The sequence below is a fragment of the Bradyrhizobium sp. UFLA03-84 genome (assembly GCF_002289535.1).
Taxonomy (GTDB): domain Bacteria; phylum Pseudomonadota; class Alphaproteobacteria; order Rhizobiales; family Xanthobacteraceae; genus Bradyrhizobium; species Bradyrhizobium viridifuturi.
The window spans coordinates 1-18,588 of record NZ_NSJY01000009.1 but is presented as its reverse complement, the minus strand read 5'-3'; the positions used below and the strand labels follow the sequence as shown (position 1 = coordinate 18,588).

General features: G+C 65.0%; 15 protein-coding genes. 7 read left to right on the top strand and 8 right to left on the bottom strand.

The annotated features are described in order from the left end of the window. Positions 1-2 precede the first annotated feature (2 nt). The 4 genes from hmgA to CK489_RS10255 are packed head-to-tail and all read right to left on the bottom strand — an operon-like array spanning position 3 to position 4,203. Complete coding sequence (gene hmgA, locus CK489_RS10270; protein ID WP_198960891.1) at positions 3-1,349, bottom strand: homogentisate 1,2-dioxygenase; 1,347 nt, start codon at positions 1,347-1,349, stop codon at positions 3-5. Positions 1,350-1,351: 2 nt separating this feature from the next. After that, the gene (locus tag CK489_RS10265) at positions 1,352-2,308 is read right to left on the bottom strand and encodes an MBL fold metallo-hydrolase (protein ID WP_095732229.1); all 957 of its coding nucleotides are present in this window, start codon (positions 2,306-2,308) and stop codon (positions 1,352-1,354) included. 28 nt (positions 2,309-2,336) lie between these two features. Then, on the bottom strand, positions 2,337-2,564 hold the full coding sequence (locus tag CK489_RS10260) for a DUF2783 domain-containing protein (RefSeq protein WP_050631105.1): 228 nt from the start codon (positions 2,562-2,564) through the stop codon (positions 2,337-2,339). Between the two features lie 10 nt (positions 2,565-2,574). Then, a complete protein-coding gene (locus CK489_RS10255) occupies positions 2,575-4,203 on the bottom strand; it encodes an FAD-dependent oxidoreductase (protein WP_095732228.1) in 1,629 nt (542 codons plus the stop codon). 284 nt (positions 4,204-4,487) lie between these two features. Between CK489_RS10255 and CK489_RS10245 the strand changes: the two genes are divergently transcribed. Further along, positions 4,488-5,048, top strand: a complete 561-nt coding sequence (locus tag CK489_RS10245) for a MarR family winged helix-turn-helix transcriptional regulator (protein WP_502694114.1) — start codon at positions 4,488-4,490, stop codon at positions 5,046-5,048. Positions 5,049-5,267: 219 nt separating this feature from the next. On the opposite strand, the gene CK489_RS10240 is transcribed toward CK489_RS10245, so the two are convergent. Both CK489_RS10240 and CK489_RS10235 read right to left on the bottom strand, forming a co-directional pair. Further along, complete coding sequence (locus CK489_RS10240) at positions 5,268-6,179, bottom strand: NAD(P)-dependent oxidoreductase (protein WP_283807262.1); 912 nt, start codon at positions 6,177-6,179, stop codon at positions 5,268-5,270. Between the two features lie 29 nt (positions 6,180-6,208). Beyond that, on the bottom strand, positions 6,209-7,015 hold the full coding sequence (locus CK489_RS10235) for an N-acyl homoserine lactonase family protein (protein ID WP_095732225.1): 807 nt from the start codon (positions 7,013-7,015) through the stop codon (positions 6,209-6,211). A 385-nt stretch (positions 7,016-7,400) separates the two neighbouring features. Between CK489_RS10235 and CK489_RS10230 the strand changes: the two genes are divergently transcribed. From CK489_RS10230 to CK489_RS10210, 5 genes are all read left to right on the top strand, one after another. After that, complete coding sequence (locus CK489_RS10230) at positions 7,401-8,969, top strand: caspase family protein (protein ID WP_095732224.1); 1,569 nt, start codon at positions 7,401-7,403, stop codon at positions 8,967-8,969. 142 nt (positions 8,970-9,111) lie between these two features. Further along, positions 9,112-9,765, top strand: a complete 654-nt coding sequence (locus CK489_RS10225) for an OmpA family protein (protein WP_095732223.1) — start codon at positions 9,112-9,114, stop codon at positions 9,763-9,765. Positions 9,766-10,053: 288 nt separating this feature from the next. Then, positions 10,054-10,971, top strand: a complete 918-nt coding sequence (locus CK489_RS10220) for an efflux RND transporter periplasmic adaptor subunit (RefSeq protein ID WP_095732222.1) — start codon at positions 10,054-10,056, stop codon at positions 10,969-10,971. Between the two features lie 13 nt (positions 10,972-10,984). Continuing rightward, complete coding sequence (locus CK489_RS10215) at positions 10,985-14,137, top strand: efflux RND transporter permease subunit (protein ID WP_095732221.1); 3,153 nt, start codon at positions 10,985-10,987, stop codon at positions 14,135-14,137. Positions 14,138-14,225: 88 nt separating this feature from the next. Further along, positions 14,226-14,633 carry a nuclear transport factor 2 family protein gene (locus CK489_RS10210; RefSeq protein ID WP_095732220.1) on the top strand — a complete coding sequence of 136 codons (408 nt, stop codon included), beginning with the start codon at positions 14,226-14,228 and terminating at the stop codon, positions 14,631-14,633. Between the two features lie 8 nt (positions 14,634-14,641). Here CK489_RS10210 and CK489_RS10205 read toward each other — a convergent pair whose 3' ends face one another. Together CK489_RS10205 and CK489_RS10200 are read right to left on the bottom strand one after the other, a co-directional pair. After that, positions 14,642-15,277, bottom strand: a complete 636-nt coding sequence (locus CK489_RS10205) for a pyridoxamine 5'-phosphate oxidase family protein (RefSeq protein ID WP_095732219.1) — start codon at positions 15,275-15,277, stop codon at positions 14,642-14,644. A gap of 470 nt (positions 15,278-15,747) precedes the next feature. Then, complete coding sequence (locus CK489_RS10200) at positions 15,748-16,422, bottom strand: Crp/Fnr family transcriptional regulator (RefSeq protein WP_050631133.1); 675 nt, start codon at positions 16,420-16,422, stop codon at positions 15,748-15,750. Positions 16,423-16,634: 212 nt separating this feature from the next. Here CK489_RS10200 and CK489_RS10195 point away from each other — a divergent pair. Continuing rightward, positions 16,635-18,588, top strand: a 1,954-nt coding sequence (locus tag CK489_RS10195; RefSeq protein ID WP_143278115.1) for an AsmA family protein, incomplete at its 3' end; no start/stop codon positions are given.

The window sequence follows — 18,588 nt, the reverse complement described above, 5'->3', positions numbered from 1 at the left end:
GGCTACGGCTTGGTCGGGTCGAACTTCTTCTCAAGTCCCTTCCAGCAATCCGAGTAATCATCCTGCAGCGTCGACGACTTCGCCGCGTGCTCGGTCACGCGCTGCGGGAAACGGGTCTCGAACATGAAGGCCATCGTGCCAGTCAGCTTGACCGGCTTCAGCTCGCCGTTGCTGGCATGCTCGAAGGCTTCGCGATCGGGGCCGTGCGGCAGCATCATGTTGTGCAGCGAGATGCCGCCGGGCACGAAGCCCTGCGGCTTGGCGTCGTAGACGCCGTAGATCAGGCCCATGAACTCGGACATGATGTTCATGTGGTACCACGGCGGGCGGAAGGTGTTGTCGGCCACCATCCAGCGCTCCGGGAAGATCACGAAGTCGATATTCGCGGTGCCGGCGGTCTCCGACGGCGAGGTCAGCACCGTGAAGATCGACGGATCGGGATGATCGAAGGCGATCGCACCGACCGGCGAGAAGGTACGCAGATCATATTTATAGGGCGCGTAATTGCCGTGCCAGGCGACCACGTCGATCGGCGAATGCGGAAGCGTGGTCTTGAACAGCGAGCCGCCCCATTTCACGAAGAGCTCGGTCGGCGTGTCCTTGTCCTCGTAGGCGGCGACCGGCGTCAGGAAGTCGCGCGAATTGGCCAGGCAATTGGCGCCGATCGGGCCGCGCTCCGGCAGCGTGAAGGCGCCGCCGTAGTTTTCGCAGAGATAGCCGCGCGCCGGACCATTCGGAATCTCGACGCGGAACTTGACGCCGCGCGGGATCACCACGATCTCGCCGGGCTCGGCATCGATGCGGCCGAACTCGGTGACCAGCCGCAGGTTGCCCTGCTGCAGCACGAACATCATCTCGCCGTCGGCATTGTAGAAATGCTGGTCGACCATCGATTTGGTGATGAGATAGACGTGCGCCGCCATGCCGGCCTGGGTGTTCGCATCGCCCGCCGTGGTCATGGTCTGCACGCCCTGCAGGAAAGTCATGTCTTCCTTCGGGATCGGCGCCGGATCCCAGCGCAGCTGCGCGATCGGCATGTCGTATTCGTGGCATGGCGCGGTGCGCCACAACCCGGCATCGGCCTTGGCGAAGCGGCCGGAGTGCCGCACCGACGGACGGATGCGATACAGCCAGGAGCGCTCATTGGTACCGCGCGGCGCCGTGAACGGCGAGCCGGACAATTGCTCGGCATAGAGCCCATAGGCGCAGCGCTGCGGCGAGTTGCGCCCCATCGGCAGCGCGCCGGGCAGTGCCTCGGTCTCGAAACTGTTGCCGAAGCCGGACATGTAGCCTGGGGTGACTTGCCCCGAGCTGCGCACGATCTGATCAGGCGAGGTATTGATGTTCATGTCTATCCTCCTCCTTGCAGGGCGGCCCACATTTCCTGGTCGCGCTTGTCGGTCCAGATCACGGGATCGTCGATTCCGGATGCCTCGTCATAGGCACGCGAAACGTTGAACGGCAGACAGTGCTCGTAGATCGCGAAGCTCGAGAACTTCGGATCCATCACCTCGCGCGTCGCCGCCATCGATTCTTTCAGGCTGCGGCCCTTGGCGACCGACGATTCGGCGGCGCCATAGAGCGTGGTGACGAAATCGCGGGTCATCGCGATCGCATCGCGGCCGGTCTCGAGGCCCTTCAGCGCATCGCCGCGGCCCGGCGCGATCGCCTTCGGATTGAAGGCGCGGATCTCGTTCAAGGTCATCGGCCATTCGCGCAGATGCGCGTCGCCGCAATAGCAGGCCGAGTGATATTCGATCAGATCACCCGAGAACATCACCTCGGCATCCGGCACCCAGGCGACGATGTCGCCCGAGGTATGGCCGGCGCCGAGCTGCATCAGCCGCACCTCGCGCTTGCCGAGATAGATCGACATCTCGCCCTCGAAGGTCAGCGTCGGCCAGGTCAGGCCGGGAATGCTCGCCGCATCCTGAAACAGGCGCGGGAAGCGTCCGTATTCGGAATCCCAGTCCTGCTGGCCGCGCTCCTGGATCAGGCGATAGGTCTCCTGCGAGGCCACGATGCCCTGCGCGTGATAGGCCGAGGCGCCGAGCACGCGCACCGCGTGATAATGCGACAGCACGACATATTTGATCGGCTTGTCGGTGACGGTCTTGACCCGCTCGATCACCTTGTTGGCCATCGCCGGCGTTGCCTGCGCGTCGAACACCAGGCAGCCATCGTCGCCGACGATCACCGCGGTGTTGGGATCGCCTTCGGCGGTAAAGGCATAGAGATCAGTGCCGATCTCGGAGAAGGTGACCTTCTTCTCCCCGAGATCCGTGGTCGATGCGAAACCTTTGGCCATCAGTTCAATCCTGTTCGTTTGATCGGTGCTATTGTTGTTGCTGTTGCTGCTGCTGGCTCGCGTCCGGCATCCGCCGCTTCGCCAGTGCGATCGCCTCGCGCAGCACGTCGAGATCGCCGATATGGTTGGCGAGCACCAGAACCAACGCGGCATCGAGATCGGCGCTCTGCGCGTCGGTGAGGCCGCGATGCGCCTCAACGATGGCGCGGAAGGCGTCATCGGGCTTTGCGAAGTTCGAACTGGTCGACAGCGCCATCAGCTACACCTCAATTCAGGCCGGATGCGCGCGCCAGCGCCGCATCGAGCGCAGGCCGCGCTGCATTCCGAAAGCGCGCCGCGACATAACCATCCGGCCGCAGCAGATAGGCGGTACCGGGCTCGGCATCGTAACGCTTACCGGCAAGACCCTGCGTGTCGACCAGCCCACCCTCGCCGCCGACCCGGATGCGACCCACGCCGTCGGGCACATCAGCACCCGCGCCACTGCCAAACTCCAGCAGCGTGAAGCGCGTTCCCTGCTTGATGAAAACCTCGGTCAGATAGCTGGAACCGCCGCCCTGCTCCGTCACCGGTGCATCCGGCATCGAGGCGCCCGGCCGCGGGCCGCCGCGCCAATTGTCGCGATCGCCGCTCGACAGCGGCGTGTCGTAGACCGACGGCACCGACAGCCGCCCGCCATTGACCATGCGCTTGCCGAACTCGGTATCCTCCGCGAGCGAGAGCACCGCCTGGCGCAGCCGCGCCTCCTGCTTCGTCACCGGCGCCATGAAATCGGTCGAGCGGGTGGACTCGCGGATGTTCTCGTCCGCCGCCGCGCTGCGCTCGATGTGATACGTCTCCAGCAGGCCTTCCGGCGACAGCCGGCGCAGCACGCGGTCGAGCTTCCACGCCAAATTCTCCGCGTCCTCGAGCCCGGAATTGGCGCCGCGCGCGCCGAACGGCGACACCTGATGCGCGGAATCGCCGGCGAAGATCACCCGGCCGTGGATGAACCTGGCCATCCGGCGGCACTGGAACTTATACAGCGAGATCCACTCGAACTCGAACTTGTCATGCCCCAGCATGCGCTCGATCCGCGGCCGGACATTCTCCGGCTGCTTCTCGGCGATGGGATCGGCATCCGGATTGAGCTGCAGGTCGATGCGCCAGATGTCGTCCGGCTGCTTGTGCAGCAGCGCCGAGCGCCCGGCATGGAACGGCGGATCGAACCAGAACCAACGCTCGGTCGGGAACGCCGCCGTCATCTTGACGTCGGCGATCAGGAACTGGTCCTCGAACACCTGGCCCGCGAACTCGGCGCCGACCATCTGCCGCAGCGAGGAACGGGCGCCGTCGCAGGCGACGACAAACGACGCATGCACCTGGTAGGAGCCTTCAGGCGTCGCGATGGTCAGCGCGACGCCATCATTGCGGCTCTCCAGCGCGATCACCTTGTTGCGCCAGCGCAGATCGATCTCAGGCAGTTGCTCGACGCGGTCGACCAGGTAGGCCTCGGCATAGAACTGCTGCAGGTTGATGAAGGCGGGCCGCTTGTGGCCCTCTTCGGGAAGCAAATTGAACTGATAGAGCTGCGAGGCGCCGTGAAAAATCTTGCCGACGCTCCACACCACGCCCTTCTCGACCATGCGGTCGCCGACGCCGAGCCGATCCCAGAACTCCAGCGAGCGCTTCGAGAAGCAGATCGCGCGCGAACCCTCGCCGATCCGGTCGGCGTCGTCGAGCAGCACCACGCGCTGGCCGCGCTGCGCGAGATCGATCGCGAGCGACAGTCCGACCGGCCCGGCGCCGACCACGACGACCGGATACTCCGCCACATTGGCACCCGACCGGTCCTGGTCGGGGTGACGACGATAGCCGAACTGGGTTTTGGCCTGTGCCGAACTGGCTGATGCCATTTCTTGACCCTACTTGCGTGACCCTGGATGTTCCCTTGAGCCTTGTCCGTTCCGATTTAATCGGAACGGGGCTCTCGCTTCTTGTTTTGACGCGTTTTCTTCACGCGAACCGGTATCCACTTCGCTCGAAAACGCTCTGATGCTGCCGGCTTCTGGCTGCGTCTTGTGTGACTGGATTACGACCAAGACCTTGCGAGCCGGCCGCGACCTTGCTAAATTAGTCTCACTTGCAACTATCTTAAACTCCCAGTCGGGCCCGCCGTCAACTCATATTGGAGGAATTTTTGGCCAGGACCTCTGCAAGCCAGCCTCCAACCCGGCCGCGCAGCGCCGTGGAAGCGGACGCGCGCGACGATGCCGCGCCGGCGAAGAAGCGCCTCGACCTGTTTCATTTCATGCCGTTCCGCCTCAACCGGGTGGCGGCCGAAGTGTCCTCGACGCTGTCGAGCGAGTATCAGGCACGCTACGGCCTCGACATTCCCGAGTGGCGCGTGCTCGCCACGCTCGGCTTCCGCAGCGATCCCTGCAGCGCGCAATACATCGCGCATTGCACCCGCACGCATAAGTCCACCATCAGCCGCGCGGTGTCGGCGCTGATGGAGCGCGAGATCGTCGAGCGCGTCGAGAACGCCGACGACCGCCGCGAATTCCGCCTGCGGCTGACCAGGAAGGGCCAGGCGCTGTACGAGGAGCTGATCCCGCGCCTGTTGCGCAAGGAGCAGGAGATCCTGTCCTGCCTCTCGGCGCAGGAGCGCCGCGACCTCGGCCGCCTGCTCGGCAAGGTCGAGAGCAGCCTCGAGCTGGTGCAGACCAGCGAAGAGGCCGACGCGAAGGACGTGTATTAAAGCCTCAGTCTCCGCTGTCGTCCTGGCGAAAGCCAGGACCCATACTCCGCAGCCGGAGTTGTGAACGGGACTCGTCGTTGCAGCGAAGCCCAACAACGAACATTTGTGGTTATGGGTCCTGGCCTTCGCCAGGACGACGCTGGTGGTTGGCGGGCGCCCCGCCCTATCTCCCCTCATTCCGGGCGTGTGCTGCGCGAGCCGGAATGACGATGGAGAGGACTACGCCCGGTCGATATGCTTCGCGATCACGGGGAAATAATTATCCTTCGATCCCTTGTCGATCGCCTCCTGCAGCACCGCGCCGATCAGCTCGGCACCGCGGATTGTGATGCCGGCGTCGGCGGCAAGCTCCAGCGCATAGGACAGATCCTTCAGCGCATATTCGGTCGAGAAGGCGCGCTCGGGAAACACGCCGGGCACGATCGCCTTCATGCCGTGATTGCGCAGCGCGAAGCTGTCGGCCGAGCCCTTCGACAAGGTTTCGAGCAACAGCTTCGGATCGACGCCATTGTGCTTGGCCACCGCGACCGCCTCAGCCAGCGCATTCACGGTCTCGAACAGCACCATGTTGTTGAGGATTTTTGTCACCTGCCCGGCGCCGACATCGCCGCAATTGGTGACGTCGGTGGCGAAACAGCGGATCAAGGGCTCGATCGCGGCGTAGAGCGCGGGCACCGCGCCGACCATCACGCTGAGCGTGCCGTCCTGCGCCGCCTGCCGCGTGCGCGCAATCGGCGCATCGGCCCAGGCTGCCCCCTTGGCCTTGAGCTGCGCGGCAAAGTCGCGGGTCTGGCTCACCGAGGAGGTGCCGAGATCGACCACGATTTGGCCACTCCGCACATTCTTCAGAATGCCGTCGCCCTCGAACACCGCGCGCACATGCTTGGCGCTCGGCAGGCAGAGGAACAGCACGTCGCTATGCTTGATGACGTCGGCGACCGTTTCAGCCACCTCGGCGCCGTCGGCGCGGAGCCGTTGCAACGGTTCGGCCGCAAGGTCGAACACTACGACGCGCTTGCCGCTCTTCTTGACGAGGTTGCGGCAAATCGGCTCACCCATCACGCCGAGGCCGATGAACCCGAGAGTCCCGTATTGAGTCATATCGCTGCTTCTTCTTGACGTTTCTTGAATGTTGGAGATGCGCCGCCCGAGCGACCAGGCTATTTCGCGAACGATCGCGACGGCGCCAGGTGCAGCGCGAACGCATCGACCTTGTCGCTGGCGCGCGGATAGATCTCGCTGACGATCGGATCGTGTCCGGGGATGAAGCGATCGGGATGACCGGCGAGCCGCTCGACAGTCTCCCAGCCCTGCGCCATGTCGCCGACATTGTAGACGATCGGGAACGGGCTCTTCTTGTGCAGGTTCGCATAGTAGTGCGCGGCGTCCGACGCCAACACCACCGGACCGCGCGCGGTCTCGACCCGCACCACCTGCAGGCCGTCGGAATGGCCGCCGACGCGATGCACGGTGACGCCGGGCGCGATCTCGCCATCGCCGGAATGGAAGGTGACGCGCTCGCCATAGACGTGGCGGACCATCTGCGTGACATGTTCGATGGAGAACGGATGGCGCAGCATGCCGTTGCACATGCAGCGGCCGGTCGCGTAGGTCATCTCGCGTTCCTGCAGATGGAATTTGGCGTTCGGGAAGCGATCCAGATTGCCGGCGTGGTCATAATGCAGATGGGTGACGATGACGTCACGGATGGCGTCGGCGCTGACGCCGAAGCCGGCCAGCGCATCCACCGGGTTGAGCGTCAGCTTGCGGGCCCGCGCCTTGGCTTCCTCGGCGTTGAAGCCGGTATCGACCAGGATGTCGCGGCCGTGGCCGCGGATCAGCCAGACGAAGTAGTCGAGATCCTGCGCCGTGGTGTCGTGCGGATCGGGGACCAGGAAGTTGAGGTGAGGCGTGCGCGGCGACATCGTCGCATAGCGCAGGGCGTAGATCTCGTAGGCGTTTCCCATCGGTTTCGCTCTTGTTTGCGGTCTTGTTTGCAGATCTTTTTTGAATGGCTTGCCGTCCCGGACACAAAGCCATCGCCTCGCGCAAAGGTCAAACCGCGCGGGGTACGACGAGTGCATGACAGGGCGGCCGCAGCCTCTGTGAATGCAATCACATTATCGGCTCGCCGGAACCAGCACCATGCCGGGACGGCGATGGCCGCCATGACCGCATGCTGTTGCACTGCGGCCTTATGATCGTCATCGCAATAAACGACGGCGCTGCAAGCCGTTGACGGAGGTTTGGCGGTGGTTTGATAATAGGTATTCGCTAGAGTAAGGTTCCCGAGGCGCAGGCTGGAAGCGGCGCCATTTCATTGGAATGCCGCGATCTGGATTTGCCGCGATTATGAAAATCCGCCTTGCCTTGCTCGCCACGCTGATTTTTTCAATCGCGTCGCCTCTCCCTTCCTTCGCCGCCGGCGACCGCTTCGCGCTGGTCATCGGCAACGCCAAATATCCCGACGCCGACGCGCCGCTGAAGGAGCCGGTCAACGACGCCCGTGACGTCGCCGACGAGCTCAAACGCGACGGCTTCACCGTCGAGGTCGGCGAGAACCTGACCGGTGACGGCATGCGCCGCGCCTTCGACCGACTCTATGGCAAGATCAAGCCGGGCTCGGTCGCGCTGATCTTCTTCTCGGGTTACGGCATCCAGTCCAACCGGCAGAGCTACATGATCCCGGTCGACGCCCAGATCTGGGCCGAGGCCGACGTCCGCCGCGACGGCTTCAGCCTCGAGACCGTGCTCGGCGAGATCAACAGCCGCGGCGCCGGGGTGAAGATCGCCCTGATCGACGCCTCCAGGCGCAACCCGTTTGAGCGCCGCTTCCGCAGCTTCTCGGCCGGGCTCGCCCCGGTCATCGCCCCCAACGGCACGCTGGTGATGTATTCGGCCGCGCTGTCGTCGGTCGTCTCCGACAATGGCAGCGACCGCAGCCTGTTCGTGCGGGAACTCCTGAAGGAGATCCGCACCCCGGACCTGATGGCGGAGGAAACGCTGAACCGCACCCGCGTCGGCGTCACCCGTGCCTCGCGGCAGGAACAGGTGCCGTGGATCTCGTCCTCGCTGGCAGAAGATTTCTCGTTCATTCCAGGCGGAGCAGCCCCTCAAAGCGGCACGCCGGGATCGCCGAATGCCGCGCCAGCGCCGAGCGCATCGCCGTCAACCGAGGTCGCGACGGCACCGCCGGTCGCGCCCCCGCCGGCACCGCCCGCGGCAACGCCGACACCAGCACCGGCGCCTCCAGCCGCAACGGCACCGACGCCGCCGCCCGCCCCGCCGAAGCCCGCCGTCGCGACAGCACCGACGGCTCCGCCGCCCGCGCCGAAGGCGCCGGAGATTGCGCTGCCGCCGCCCGCACCTCCGCCGCCGGTGGTGATCCAGCCCACGCCGGCGCCAAGCAATTCGCCCGTGCTCGCCGACGATCCGACGATCAAGAGCCTGAGCGAGAAGCTGGACAAGAACCCTGATGATGCGGCTGCGCTGTATCGCCGCGGCCAGGTCTATGCCAGCAAGGGTGCCTATGACCTCGCGGTGAAGGACTTCACCAATTCGCTGCGGCTGAACCCGAAGGACGTCGAGGCCTACAACAACCGCTGCTGGGTCCGCACCGTGATGGGCGACCTGCAGGCGGCCCTGAAGGACTGCAACGAGGCGCTGCGGCTGCGTCCGAACTTCGTCGATGCGCTCGACAGCCGCGGCCTGATGAACCTGAAGGGCGGGCAGAACAAGAACGCCATCGCCGATTTCGACGCCGCGCTGAAGATCAACCCGCGGCTGACCTCGTCGCTGTACGGGCGCGGCCTTGCCAAGAAGCGCAACGGCGCGGTCGCGGAAGGCGATCTCGACATCGCCAACGCCAAGGCGATGGACCCCAACATCGTCAAGGAATTCGCCGACTACGGCGTGCAATGACAAATCAAACGCAGCCGGCCCGCGACTCGAACCGCTGATGAAATTACGCGACTAATCAGAGGGTGCGTGCCGGGCAGCAATGCCGGCCAATCGATCTGAAGCGTTGCATGGAACCGCGCCAGCCTGCGCAGGAGGGACTGAAATGTTCAAGCCGTCGGCAAAGGCCGCGATCCTTTCAATCGTGACCGCCGGCGCCATGCTGTCGTTCGGCATGGCGGCCGCCCGCGCCGGTGACGATGTCACCGAAGACCAGATCATCAAGGCGCTGACGCCCGAGAAGAAGCCGCTGACCCGCGGCCTCTCGGTCGGCCCGCAGACCACCGCGCCGGGATTGAACGCCGACCAGGCCAAGTTCATGCAGAGCGTCCGCGGCCGCGCCACCCGCTCGCTGTCCTCGACCGAACGCGATGAAATCGCGACCATCGTCCAGGACAAGCCGAAGATCGATCTCGAGATCAACTTCGACTACAACTCCGCCGACATCAGCGCGAAGTCGCTGCCCTCGGTGCAGGCGCTCGGCCGCGCCCTGACCAACCAGGACCTGAAGGGCTCGACCTTCGTGGTCGCCGGCCACACCGACGCCGCCGGCGGCGAGGAATACAATCAGGGCCTCTCGGAGCGCCGCGCCGACGCCATCAAGCGCTATCTGGTCGACAAATACGGCATCAATGGCACCGATCTGGTCACCGTCGGCTATGGCAAGAGCAAGCTCAAGGACCCGAGCCACCCGATGGCGGAGGTCAACCGGCGCGTCCAGGTCGTCAACGTCGAAAACAAGGACACGGCGTCCAAGTGATCTGGCCCAAGTGATCTGGTTCAAGTGATCCAGAGCCGATCGGCGGTGGCGTGGCCGCTTTTTGAGGTTACAATGCGTCCCGCACCCCGGCGGGGCGCATTTGCTTGAGGGCAGAAGCCCGGAGCAGCCCACAGGTGACCCGCCTCACACGACGTCAGGGCCTGATCCGGAACAATGGACACCGGCCTTCCGCAGGCTCAAGGAATACGATGGCGAGCGTGATGAGACTTCGACGAGCGCCCAAGACAATCCCTGTCGATACGCGCCAAGTTCTGGATTGATCAGGCGATGAATTTTTCCCAGTACCTCAAGCCTGCGCTCGGCACGGTGGTTTTCCTCGCGCTGGCTGTCGCCTATTACGCATTCGAGCACCGCTCCCATCCGGAGGAGAAAGAGACGCCTGGCCAGGCGCTGGTTGTGGTAACGAAATCGACCAATGCCTGCTTCTCCGACATGGTCCGCGTCACCGGCTTCATCGTGCCGCGCCGCGAGGCGCAGGTGAATGTCGACCAGGACGGCTCCAAGGTCACCGACGTGCTGGTCCGCGAGGGCGACACCGTGACCGAGAACCAGGAACTGGCGCGATTGACCCCGCCGCCGCAACAAGCCGCCCAGGGTAACGCCAAGCCGGTCGTGCTGCGGGCACCGGCAGCCGGGCTCATCACTGAGGTGCGCACCGCGCCCGGCGCGCCGGCCTCGCCGCAGGCTCCGCCGATGTTCAAGATCTCGGTCAACAATGAGATCGAGCTCGACGCCGAGGTGCCGGGCTTCCAGCTCCTGAAGCTCAATCCCGGCGCCAATGTGCGGATCAGCCGCGACGACGCACCCGACATCGTCGGCAAGGTCCGCCAGATCTCGCCGCAGATCGACCGCGCCACCCAGCTCGGTCACGTCCGCATCACCATCAACAGCAATCCGACGCTGAAGGTCGGCATGTTCGCGCGCGCCAATATCGACGCCAAGCGCTCCTGCGGCGTCGCGGTGCCGCGCACCGCGATCGACCGCCTGACCCTGCAGGTGGTGAAGGGCAACACCGTCGAGACCCGCAGGGTGCGCGTCGGACTGACCTCGGACACCTCGACTGAAATCCTTGAAGGCCTCGACGTCGGCGAAATCGTCGTGGCCGATGCTGGCACCTCGCTGCATGACGGCGACCAGATCAAGACCATGTTCGCCGACGAACTCGATCGCACGCGATCACGCTAATTCGGACACGCTAATGGCTTTGAACATCTCGGCATGGTCAATCCGGAACCCGCTTCCCTCGATCGTCTTCTCGATCATCCTGCTGGTGCTGGGCTGGGTCTCCTTCACCAAGCTTGCGGTGACGCGGCTGCCGAGCGCCGACATTCCGGTGATCTCGGTCGCGGTCTCGCAGTTCGGCGCCGCGCCCTCGGAACTCGAGTCGCAGGTCACCAAGACGATCGAAGACGGCGTCTCCGGCGTCGAGGGCGTGCGCCATATCTCATCGTCGATCACCGACGGCCTGTCGGTGACCACGATCCAGTTCGCGCTGGAGACCAACACCGACCGCGCGCTCAACGACGTCAAGGACGCGGTAACCCGCGTGCGCGCCAACCTGCCGCAGAACGTCACCGAGCCGCTGATCCAGCGCGTCGACGTGATCGGCCTGCCGATCGTGACCTATGCCGCGATCTCGCCCGGTAAGACGCCGGAGCAGCTGTCTTATTTCGTCGACGACGTGGTCAAGCGCGCGCTGCAGGGCGTGCGCGGCGTCGCCCAGGTCGAGCGCATCGGCGGTGTCGAGCGCGAGATCCTGGTCTCGCTCGATCCCGACAAATTGCAGGCCGTGGGCCTCACCGCGGTCAATGTCAGCCAGATCCTGCGCGGTACCAATGTCGACGTCGCCGGCGGCCGTGCCGAGATCGGCAAGAACGACCAGGCGATCCGCACGCTGGCCGGCGCCAAGACGTTGAATGAGCTCGCCGGCACCATGATCCCGCTGTTCGGCGGCGGCGAGATCCGGCTCGACGATCTCGGCACCGTCACCGACACCATCGCCGACCGCCGCACCTTCGCCCGCTTCAATGGCGAGCCCGTGGTGGCGCTCGGCATCAAGCGCTCCAAGGGCGCCAGCGACGTTGTCGTCGCGGCCGCGGTGCAGAAGCGGATCGACGCGCTGAAGGTGGCCTATCCCGACGTCGACCTCAAGCTGATCGACACCTCGGTCGAGTTCACCAAGGGCAATTACGAGGCCGCGATCTCGACCCTGTTCGAGGGCGCGATCCTCGCCGTCATCATCGTGCTGCTGTTCCTACGCGACATCAGGGCCACCATCATCGCCGCGGTCTCGCTGCCGCTGTCGATCTTCCCGGCGTTCTGGGCGATGGACCTGCTCGGTTTCTCGCTCAACCTGGTCTCGTTTCTCGCCATCACGCTATCGACCGGCATCCTGGTCGACGACGCCATCGTCGAGATCGAGAACATCGTCCGCCACATGCGGATGGGCAAGACGCCTTATCGCGCCGCGCTCGAAGCCGCCGACGAGATCGGCCTTGCGGTGATCGCGATCTCGCTCACCATCATCGCGATCTTTGCACCCGCGAGCTTCATGTCGGGGATCGCCGGGCAGTTCTTCAAGCAGTTCGGCATCACCGTGTCAGTGCAGGTGTTCTTCTCGCTGCTCGCGGCGCGCTTCGTGACGCCGATGCTGGCGGCCTACTTCCTCAAGCATCACGACCACGACGATCCGCCGCCCGGCCGCATCCTGCGCACCTATCACAGCCTCGTCACCTGGTCGGTGAAGCACCACTACATCACCGTGCTGCTCGGCTTTGCGGTGTTCGCCGCGTCGATCTGGAGCATCACGCTGCTGCCGCAGGGCTTCCTGCCGGCGCAGGACACCGCGCGCTCGTTGCTCGCGATGGAGCTGCCGCCCGGCTCGCAGCTTGCCTACACCGAGAAGGTTACCGAGGAGATCGTGGCGCGGCTGCGCAAGCGGCCCGAGGTGCGCAGCGTGTTCGTCGACGGCGGCCGGGTGCCGCCAGGCATCCAGGAGGTGCGCCGCGCCGCATTGATCATCAACTACACGCCGAAGGCGGACCGCAAGATCACCCAGCGCGAGCTGGAACTGTCGATCGGCAAGGAGCTCGATAACGTTCCCGACATCCGGTTCTGGTTCCTCGACGAGAACGGCCTGCGCGCCATCTCGCTGGTCGTCACCGGCACCGACAGCAATATCGTCAACAACGTCGCCAGCGAGCTGGCGACGCAGATGAAGCGGATCCCGATCATCGCCAATGTGATCTCGGAGACCGCGCTCGATCGGCCCGAGCTGCGCATCCGTCCGCGCGCCGAGCTCGCGGCGCGGCTCGGCGTCTCGACCGAGAGCCTGTCGCAGACCATCCGCGTCGCCACCATCGGCGACGTCGGCCCGGCGCTCGCCAAGTTCGACGCCGGCGACCGCCAGGTGCCGATCCGCGTCCAGCTCGAAGACAATGCGCGCAGCGATTTGCAGATGCTGGAGCAGCTGCGCGTGCCGCTCGGCCAGCGCGGCGAGCGCGGCGGCGTGCCGCTCTCCGTCGTCGCCGACATCCAGCTCGACCAGGGCCCGACCAGCATCAACCGCTACGACCGCGAGCGGCAGGCGACCGTCGCTGCCGACCTGGTCGGCAATGCCGCACTCGGCGATGCCACCAAGCTGATCTACGACCTGCCGGTCATGAAAAGCCTGCCGAAGGGCGTCAAGGTCAGCCCGTCCGGCGACGCCGAGAGCCTCGCCGAGCTGTCCGACGGCTTCGCCACCGCGATCACCGCCGGCCTGATGATGGTCTATGCCGTGCTGGTGCTGCTGTTCGGCACCTTTCTGCAGCCAATCACCATCCTGTTCTCGCTGCCGCTCTCGATCGGCGGCGCGATCGGCGCGCTGCTTCTGACCGGCAAGCAGCTCACCACGCCCGTGTGGATCGGCATCCTGATGCTGATGGGCATCGTCACCAAGAACGCCATCATGCTGGTGGAGTTCGCGGTGGAGGCGATCCGCGACGGCAAGGCGCGCGAAGAGGCCATGATCGACGCCGGCATGAAGCGCGCCCGGCCGATCGTGATGACCACGATCGCGATGGCCGCCGGCATGATGCCGTCAGCGCTGGCGTTCGGCGCCGGCGGCGAATTCCGCTCGCCGATGGCGCTCGCGGTGATCGGCGGCCTGATCTTCTCGACCGTGCTGTCGCTGGTGTTCGTGCCGGCGATGTTCATGGTGATGGACGACATCGGCGGCCTGATCTGGCGCTTCGGCAAGCGGCTCGTGGTCTCGCATGCCGACCACGAGCTGACCCCGAGCGAGCCGAAGCCCGACGAGACCAAGCGGCAGGGCGGCCCGTCGAGCATGATCTCGCCCGCCGCAGAGTAAATCAGGGTCCGCATTCCAGAAGTTGCGAGCCAGCTGCACTCTCGGTGTGGTAGAGTAGCGGTCTTCAGACCGGAGAGGAGGGCTCCCGATGACAGACCGCGAAGCAATCCATCGCTTGATCACTGAGGCATATGCCGCGCGCAACAAGGACGACATCGATGAGCTGATGAAAGCATTTGGCCCCGGCGCGAGTTTCGAACTGGTCGGTGACAAAGAGGCTCTTCATCTAACCGGCGCCGTCGAAGGGCACGCGAATGTCCGGCAGGCGCTGTCGGATTTCATCACGGCGTTCCAGTTCGTGGATCGCAAGGTCACGAGCTTCCTCATCGATGGTGACCGCGTCGCCGTGCACTCGACCATCACGGTCCGCTTCATTCCGAAGGACATCACCGTCACGACGGAGGTCGTCGACCTCTTTAGGATCGAGAACGGCAAGATCGCCGAACTCGTCGAGTTCGGCGATACGGCGCTCCTGAGGCAAATCACGTCACCCTAGCGGTCGGGTCAGTAGAGCCTCGTGCGATAGGCCTCTTCCATCGCCTTCTCGGCGACCTCGACCTCGATGGCGGCGGTCTGCTCGGCGATGATCCGGCCGAGCGTCGGGAAGCTGTTGCGTTCGACCTGCGCAGCGGGGCTCCACAGCTTCGAGCGCATCAGCGCCTTGCCGCAATGGAAGTAGACTTCATCGACATACACCTTGAGGCCGATGATCGGCGTCACGTTCTGCACCGTCAGCGGGGTCAAGAGATCCGGCTCCTGCGAAATCTCCGCCCGCCCGTTGATGCGCAGGGTCTCGTTGATGCCCGGCACCATGAAGATCAACCCGACCCCGGGCGACGCGATGATATTGCCGAACGTATCGACCCGGTTGTTGCCGCGGCGGTCCGGGATCAGCAGCGTCTTGTCGTCGATCACCGAGACGAAGCCGGGCGCGTCGCCGCGCGGACTGGCATCGGCATGGCCGTTGCCATCGCTCGACGCGATGACGAGGAACGGCGAGAGCGCGATGAAGTCGCGGCAGAACTTGTCGAGATGGTGGAGGACCTTCTTCTCGGCGAGCGGGCTCACCTGCCCGAAATGGCCGCGGAGATCCTCCTGCGACTTGACCGGTGGCTTGCCGCCCGCGCCCTGCTGATCCATGCCGAATCTCCCTTTTTGGTCAGTCTATAGCACGTCGATCCCTGAATTGATGCCTCCCGCACGGTGCGCATTTGCCGCGCCCGCAGAGAGCGCGGCGTCGTGAGGGACTCCGCCGCAGGTGTCTTTGTCGATGCGTTTGAGGGACGAAGATGTGCTCGGCGATCTCGGCTGCGCCAAAAAACGCAACACCCGGAACGCAAAACCCCTGCGGTCAACGGGAAAGAGACCGCAGGGGTTTGCAGGTGGATGGCGTGAGGCCAGCAAAGCTGGGTGTCACCCCAAGGACCGGCGGGCCGATGAAAGCGATACCGGCCTCGTCATGCAAGCACGTCTTTTAGGCAGGAGTGCGTCAGCATTCGCAAGCGACGCGCGCGAGAGGATCAAATCCTCGCGCGCGCGTTGCATGCGATCATTTCTTGGTCGACGCGTTTTCTTGACGCGAGCCGGCGGCTACTTCGGTCGAAAACGCTCTAATCGTTGCGCGCGACCGCCGTCAGCTTGGTCATGTTGTGCAGCATGATCCGGCCGCGCTGCAGGTCGACGATGCCGTCCTTGCGCCAGGTCTGCAGTTGCCGGTTGACGCTCTCGCGCGCGGCGCCGACGAATATGCCGAGCTGTTCCTGCGAGATGTGCACCTCGGAACCGAAATCCTCGGCCAGCGCACAGAGCCGGCGTGCAAGTCGGACCGGCAATGGCTGCAGCACGGATTCTTCCATCCGCTCGCTCTGCCAGCGGATGCGCTGGCACAGCAATGCGATCAGCCTGACCGCGACCTTCGGCTCACGCTCGAGGAAGCCGAGGAAATCCTCCCGCCGCAAGACGAACAACTCGGTGGGCTCGCCCGCGGTCGCATCCGCGGTGCGATCCTGGCCGTCGAGGACGGCGACTTCGCCGAACAGATCGCCGGATCCCATGAAGTTCAGTGTGAGCCGGCTGCCGTCGGAGGCCCCAGTCTCGATGCGCATCTGGCCGCGGCGGACCCCGAACAGGGCGTCGCCGGGATCGCCTTTCTGGAACAGCACCTCGCCGGTGGCGAGCTGCTGGGTGTGGCAGAGGCCCGAAAGCCGCTGCAACTCGTCCGCACCGAGATCGGCGAACATCGGGTTCATTTTCAGAATGACCGCAAATTCGGCCTGTTTGCTCATTGTATTGCCTTCCAAATCCATCCGAGCGGTCCCCTGACGCCCGGTTAGCAAAAATCACCCTCATAAGAGTGTGTGAGAGGTCACATAAGTTCATGCTGGTAACGGATTATTTTTGCGGTCATTGCAGCGAGGCCTCGTTTGCGGGGTAATCTCGTGCGACCGGCCGTGCCTTTGCGCGGTGGAACCCTGTCCGCCCGGCCTGGAATATCGAGATGAGAGCACTGAAATTCGCCGGGGCCGCCATTGCTGCCGTGATCGTGATCGTCGCCCTGGTGGCCGCGGTCGGGATCCCGTCCTCCTTCCTGACGTCTGCCATTACCGAGCGGGTCGAGCGCGAGACCGGCTTCAAGCTCAGCATCAATGGCGGCGCCAAGGTTAGCCTCTGGCCGACGGTCAATCTGACGCTCAGCGACGTCGTGTTGCAGGACCCGCGGGTGCGCGAGGCCGGCAGCCGGTTCGCAGCGAGCCGCGTCGCAGCCGAGATGACGCTGGCGAGCCTGTGGTCGGGCCGGCCCGACATCACCGACCTCGTGATCGAGAAGCCGGTGGTCAATCTGCCGTTGCAGCGCGAGCGCACCCGCGACCACAATCCGCCGGCGAAGTCCTCCACGTCCGATCAAGGCGGCATCACGATCCGGCATGTCGGCATCACCGGCGGCACCATCGTGTTCTCCAATGTGCGCGACCGGGTCGAGAACCGGGTCGAGGCGCTGAAGCTGGACGCGACCATCGGCGACGACCGCAAGATCGTCGTCACCGGTGACGCGCGCACGGGCGACAAGCCGCTGAAGTTCGAGATCCGCGCGACCGCGCCGCAGGCGCCGCTCGAGCGCCAGAACGTGCCGGCCGAAATCACCATCGATGCACCCGGCCTGTTGCCGGCGGCGATCAAGGCCAATGCGGAAGCGCGGTTGAACGGCACGGTTGTGATGTTCAACGGCGTATCCGGCACGCTCGGCGACGGCGGCTTCACCGGCTGGGCTTCGGTCGATTTCGCCAGCAACAAGCCGCTGGTGAAGCTCGATCTCGACTTCCAGCGCATCTCGATTGCGATGCCGCCGGACCAGTCCGGAACCACGCAGCCACTGGGCACCAACAGCTGGAGCAACGCGTCGATCGATCTTGCCGGGCTCAACTATGTCGACGCGCAGGCGCGCATCTCGGCGGCGGAGCTCGTGATCGGCGACGGCCGCTTCGCGCAGGCTGCGATCGAGGCGTCGGTCGACAGCGGCGTGCTGAAGGGCAAGCTCACCAATCTCGGCGCCTATGAGGGCACCGCCAATGGCGACGTCACCATCGACGCGAGAAGCGCGACACCGACCTACGCGTTGCGGCTCGACCTTGCCGGCGTGCGGGCGCTGCCGGTGCTGAACAGCCTCGCCGAGTTCGACAAGCTCGACGGCAGGATGCAGGCGAAGCTCGCGCTGACCTCGCAGGGCAATAGCGAGCGCGCCATCGTCGGCAATCTCGGCGGCATCACCTTCGTCGTGTTCCAGGACGGCAAGATCCTCGGCCTCAACGTCGCGCAGATGATCCGCAACCTCACCACCGGCACCTTGTCCGGCTGGCAGCAGGGTGAGGCGCTGTCGACCGATCTCAGCCAGCTCTCGGCCTCGTTCAAGCTCGACAAGGGCCAGGCCGTCACCACCGATCTCAACCTGATCGGTCCGCTGGTGAAGATGAGCGGGGTCGGCACCATCGATCTCAACACCCGCCAGATCGGGTTCCGCGTCGAGCCGCAGCTGGTGATGACCACCGAGGGCCAGGGCCGCACCGGCAATCCGGTCGGCCTCGGCATTCCCGTGATGGTCGAGGGGCCCTGGGTCAGCCCGCGGATCTATCCGGAGATGCAGGGCATCCTCGACAATCCCCAGGCCGCCTATGCCAAGCTGAAGGAGATGGGCAAGGGCCTGTTCGGGGCGAACGGCCAGGGGCTGAGCCAGGGCCTCAACGGGCTCACCAACCTGCTCAACGGCGTGCAGGGCGGTGGAACCGGTACACAGCCCGGCACCGGTCAGCCACCGGGCGGCGGCGCCGGCCAGACCAGCCCGCTCGGCGGGCAGCTCGGCGACACCATCGGGAACCTGCTGCAGCAGGGCCTCTCCACCCTCAATCAAGGCAACACCTCCCGCCCGAGCCGCAGCCTCTCCCAGCCCACCCCGGACG

Coding starts and splice junctions, on each gene's coding strand:
- hmgA (WP_198960891.1), bottom strand. CDS start 1,349: ATGAACATCAATACCTCGCCTGATCAGATCGTGCGCAGCTCGGGGCAA.
- CK489_RS10265 (WP_095732229.1), bottom strand. CDS start 2,308: ATGGCCAAAGGTTTCGCATCGACCACGGATCTCGGGGAGAAGAAGGTC.
- CK489_RS10260 (WP_050631105.1), bottom strand. CDS start 2,564: ATGGCGCTGTCGACCAGTTCGAACTTCGCAAAGCCCGATGACGCCTTC.
- CK489_RS10255 (WP_095732228.1), bottom strand. CDS start 4,203: ATGGCATCAGCCAGTTCGGCACAGGCCAAAACCCAGTTCGGCTATCGT.
- CK489_RS10235 (WP_095732225.1), bottom strand. CDS start 7,015: ATGGGAAACGCCTACGAGATCTACGCCCTGCGCTATGCGACGATGTCG.
- CK489_RS10230 (WP_095732224.1), top strand. CDS start 7,401: ATGAAAATCCGCCTTGCCTTGCTCGCCACGCTGATTTTTTCAATCGCG.
- CK489_RS10225 (WP_095732223.1), top strand. CDS start 9,112: ATGTTCAAGCCGTCGGCAAAGGCCGCGATCCTTTCAATCGTGACCGCC.
- CK489_RS10220 (WP_095732222.1), top strand. CDS start 10,054: ATGAATTTTTCCCAGTACCTCAAGCCTGCGCTCGGCACGGTGGTTTTC.
- CK489_RS10215 (WP_095732221.1), top strand. CDS start 10,985: ATGGCTTTGAACATCTCGGCATGGTCAATCCGGAACCCGCTTCCCTCG.
- CK489_RS10210 (WP_095732220.1), top strand. CDS start 14,226: ATGACAGACCGCGAAGCAATCCATCGCTTGATCACTGAGGCATATGCC.
- CK489_RS10205 (WP_095732219.1), bottom strand. CDS start 15,277: ATGGATCAGCAGGGCGCGGGCGGCAAGCCACCGGTCAAGTCGCAGGAG.
- CK489_RS10200 (WP_050631133.1), bottom strand. CDS start 16,422: ATGAGCAAACAGGCCGAATTTGCGGTCATTCTGAAAATGAACCCGATG.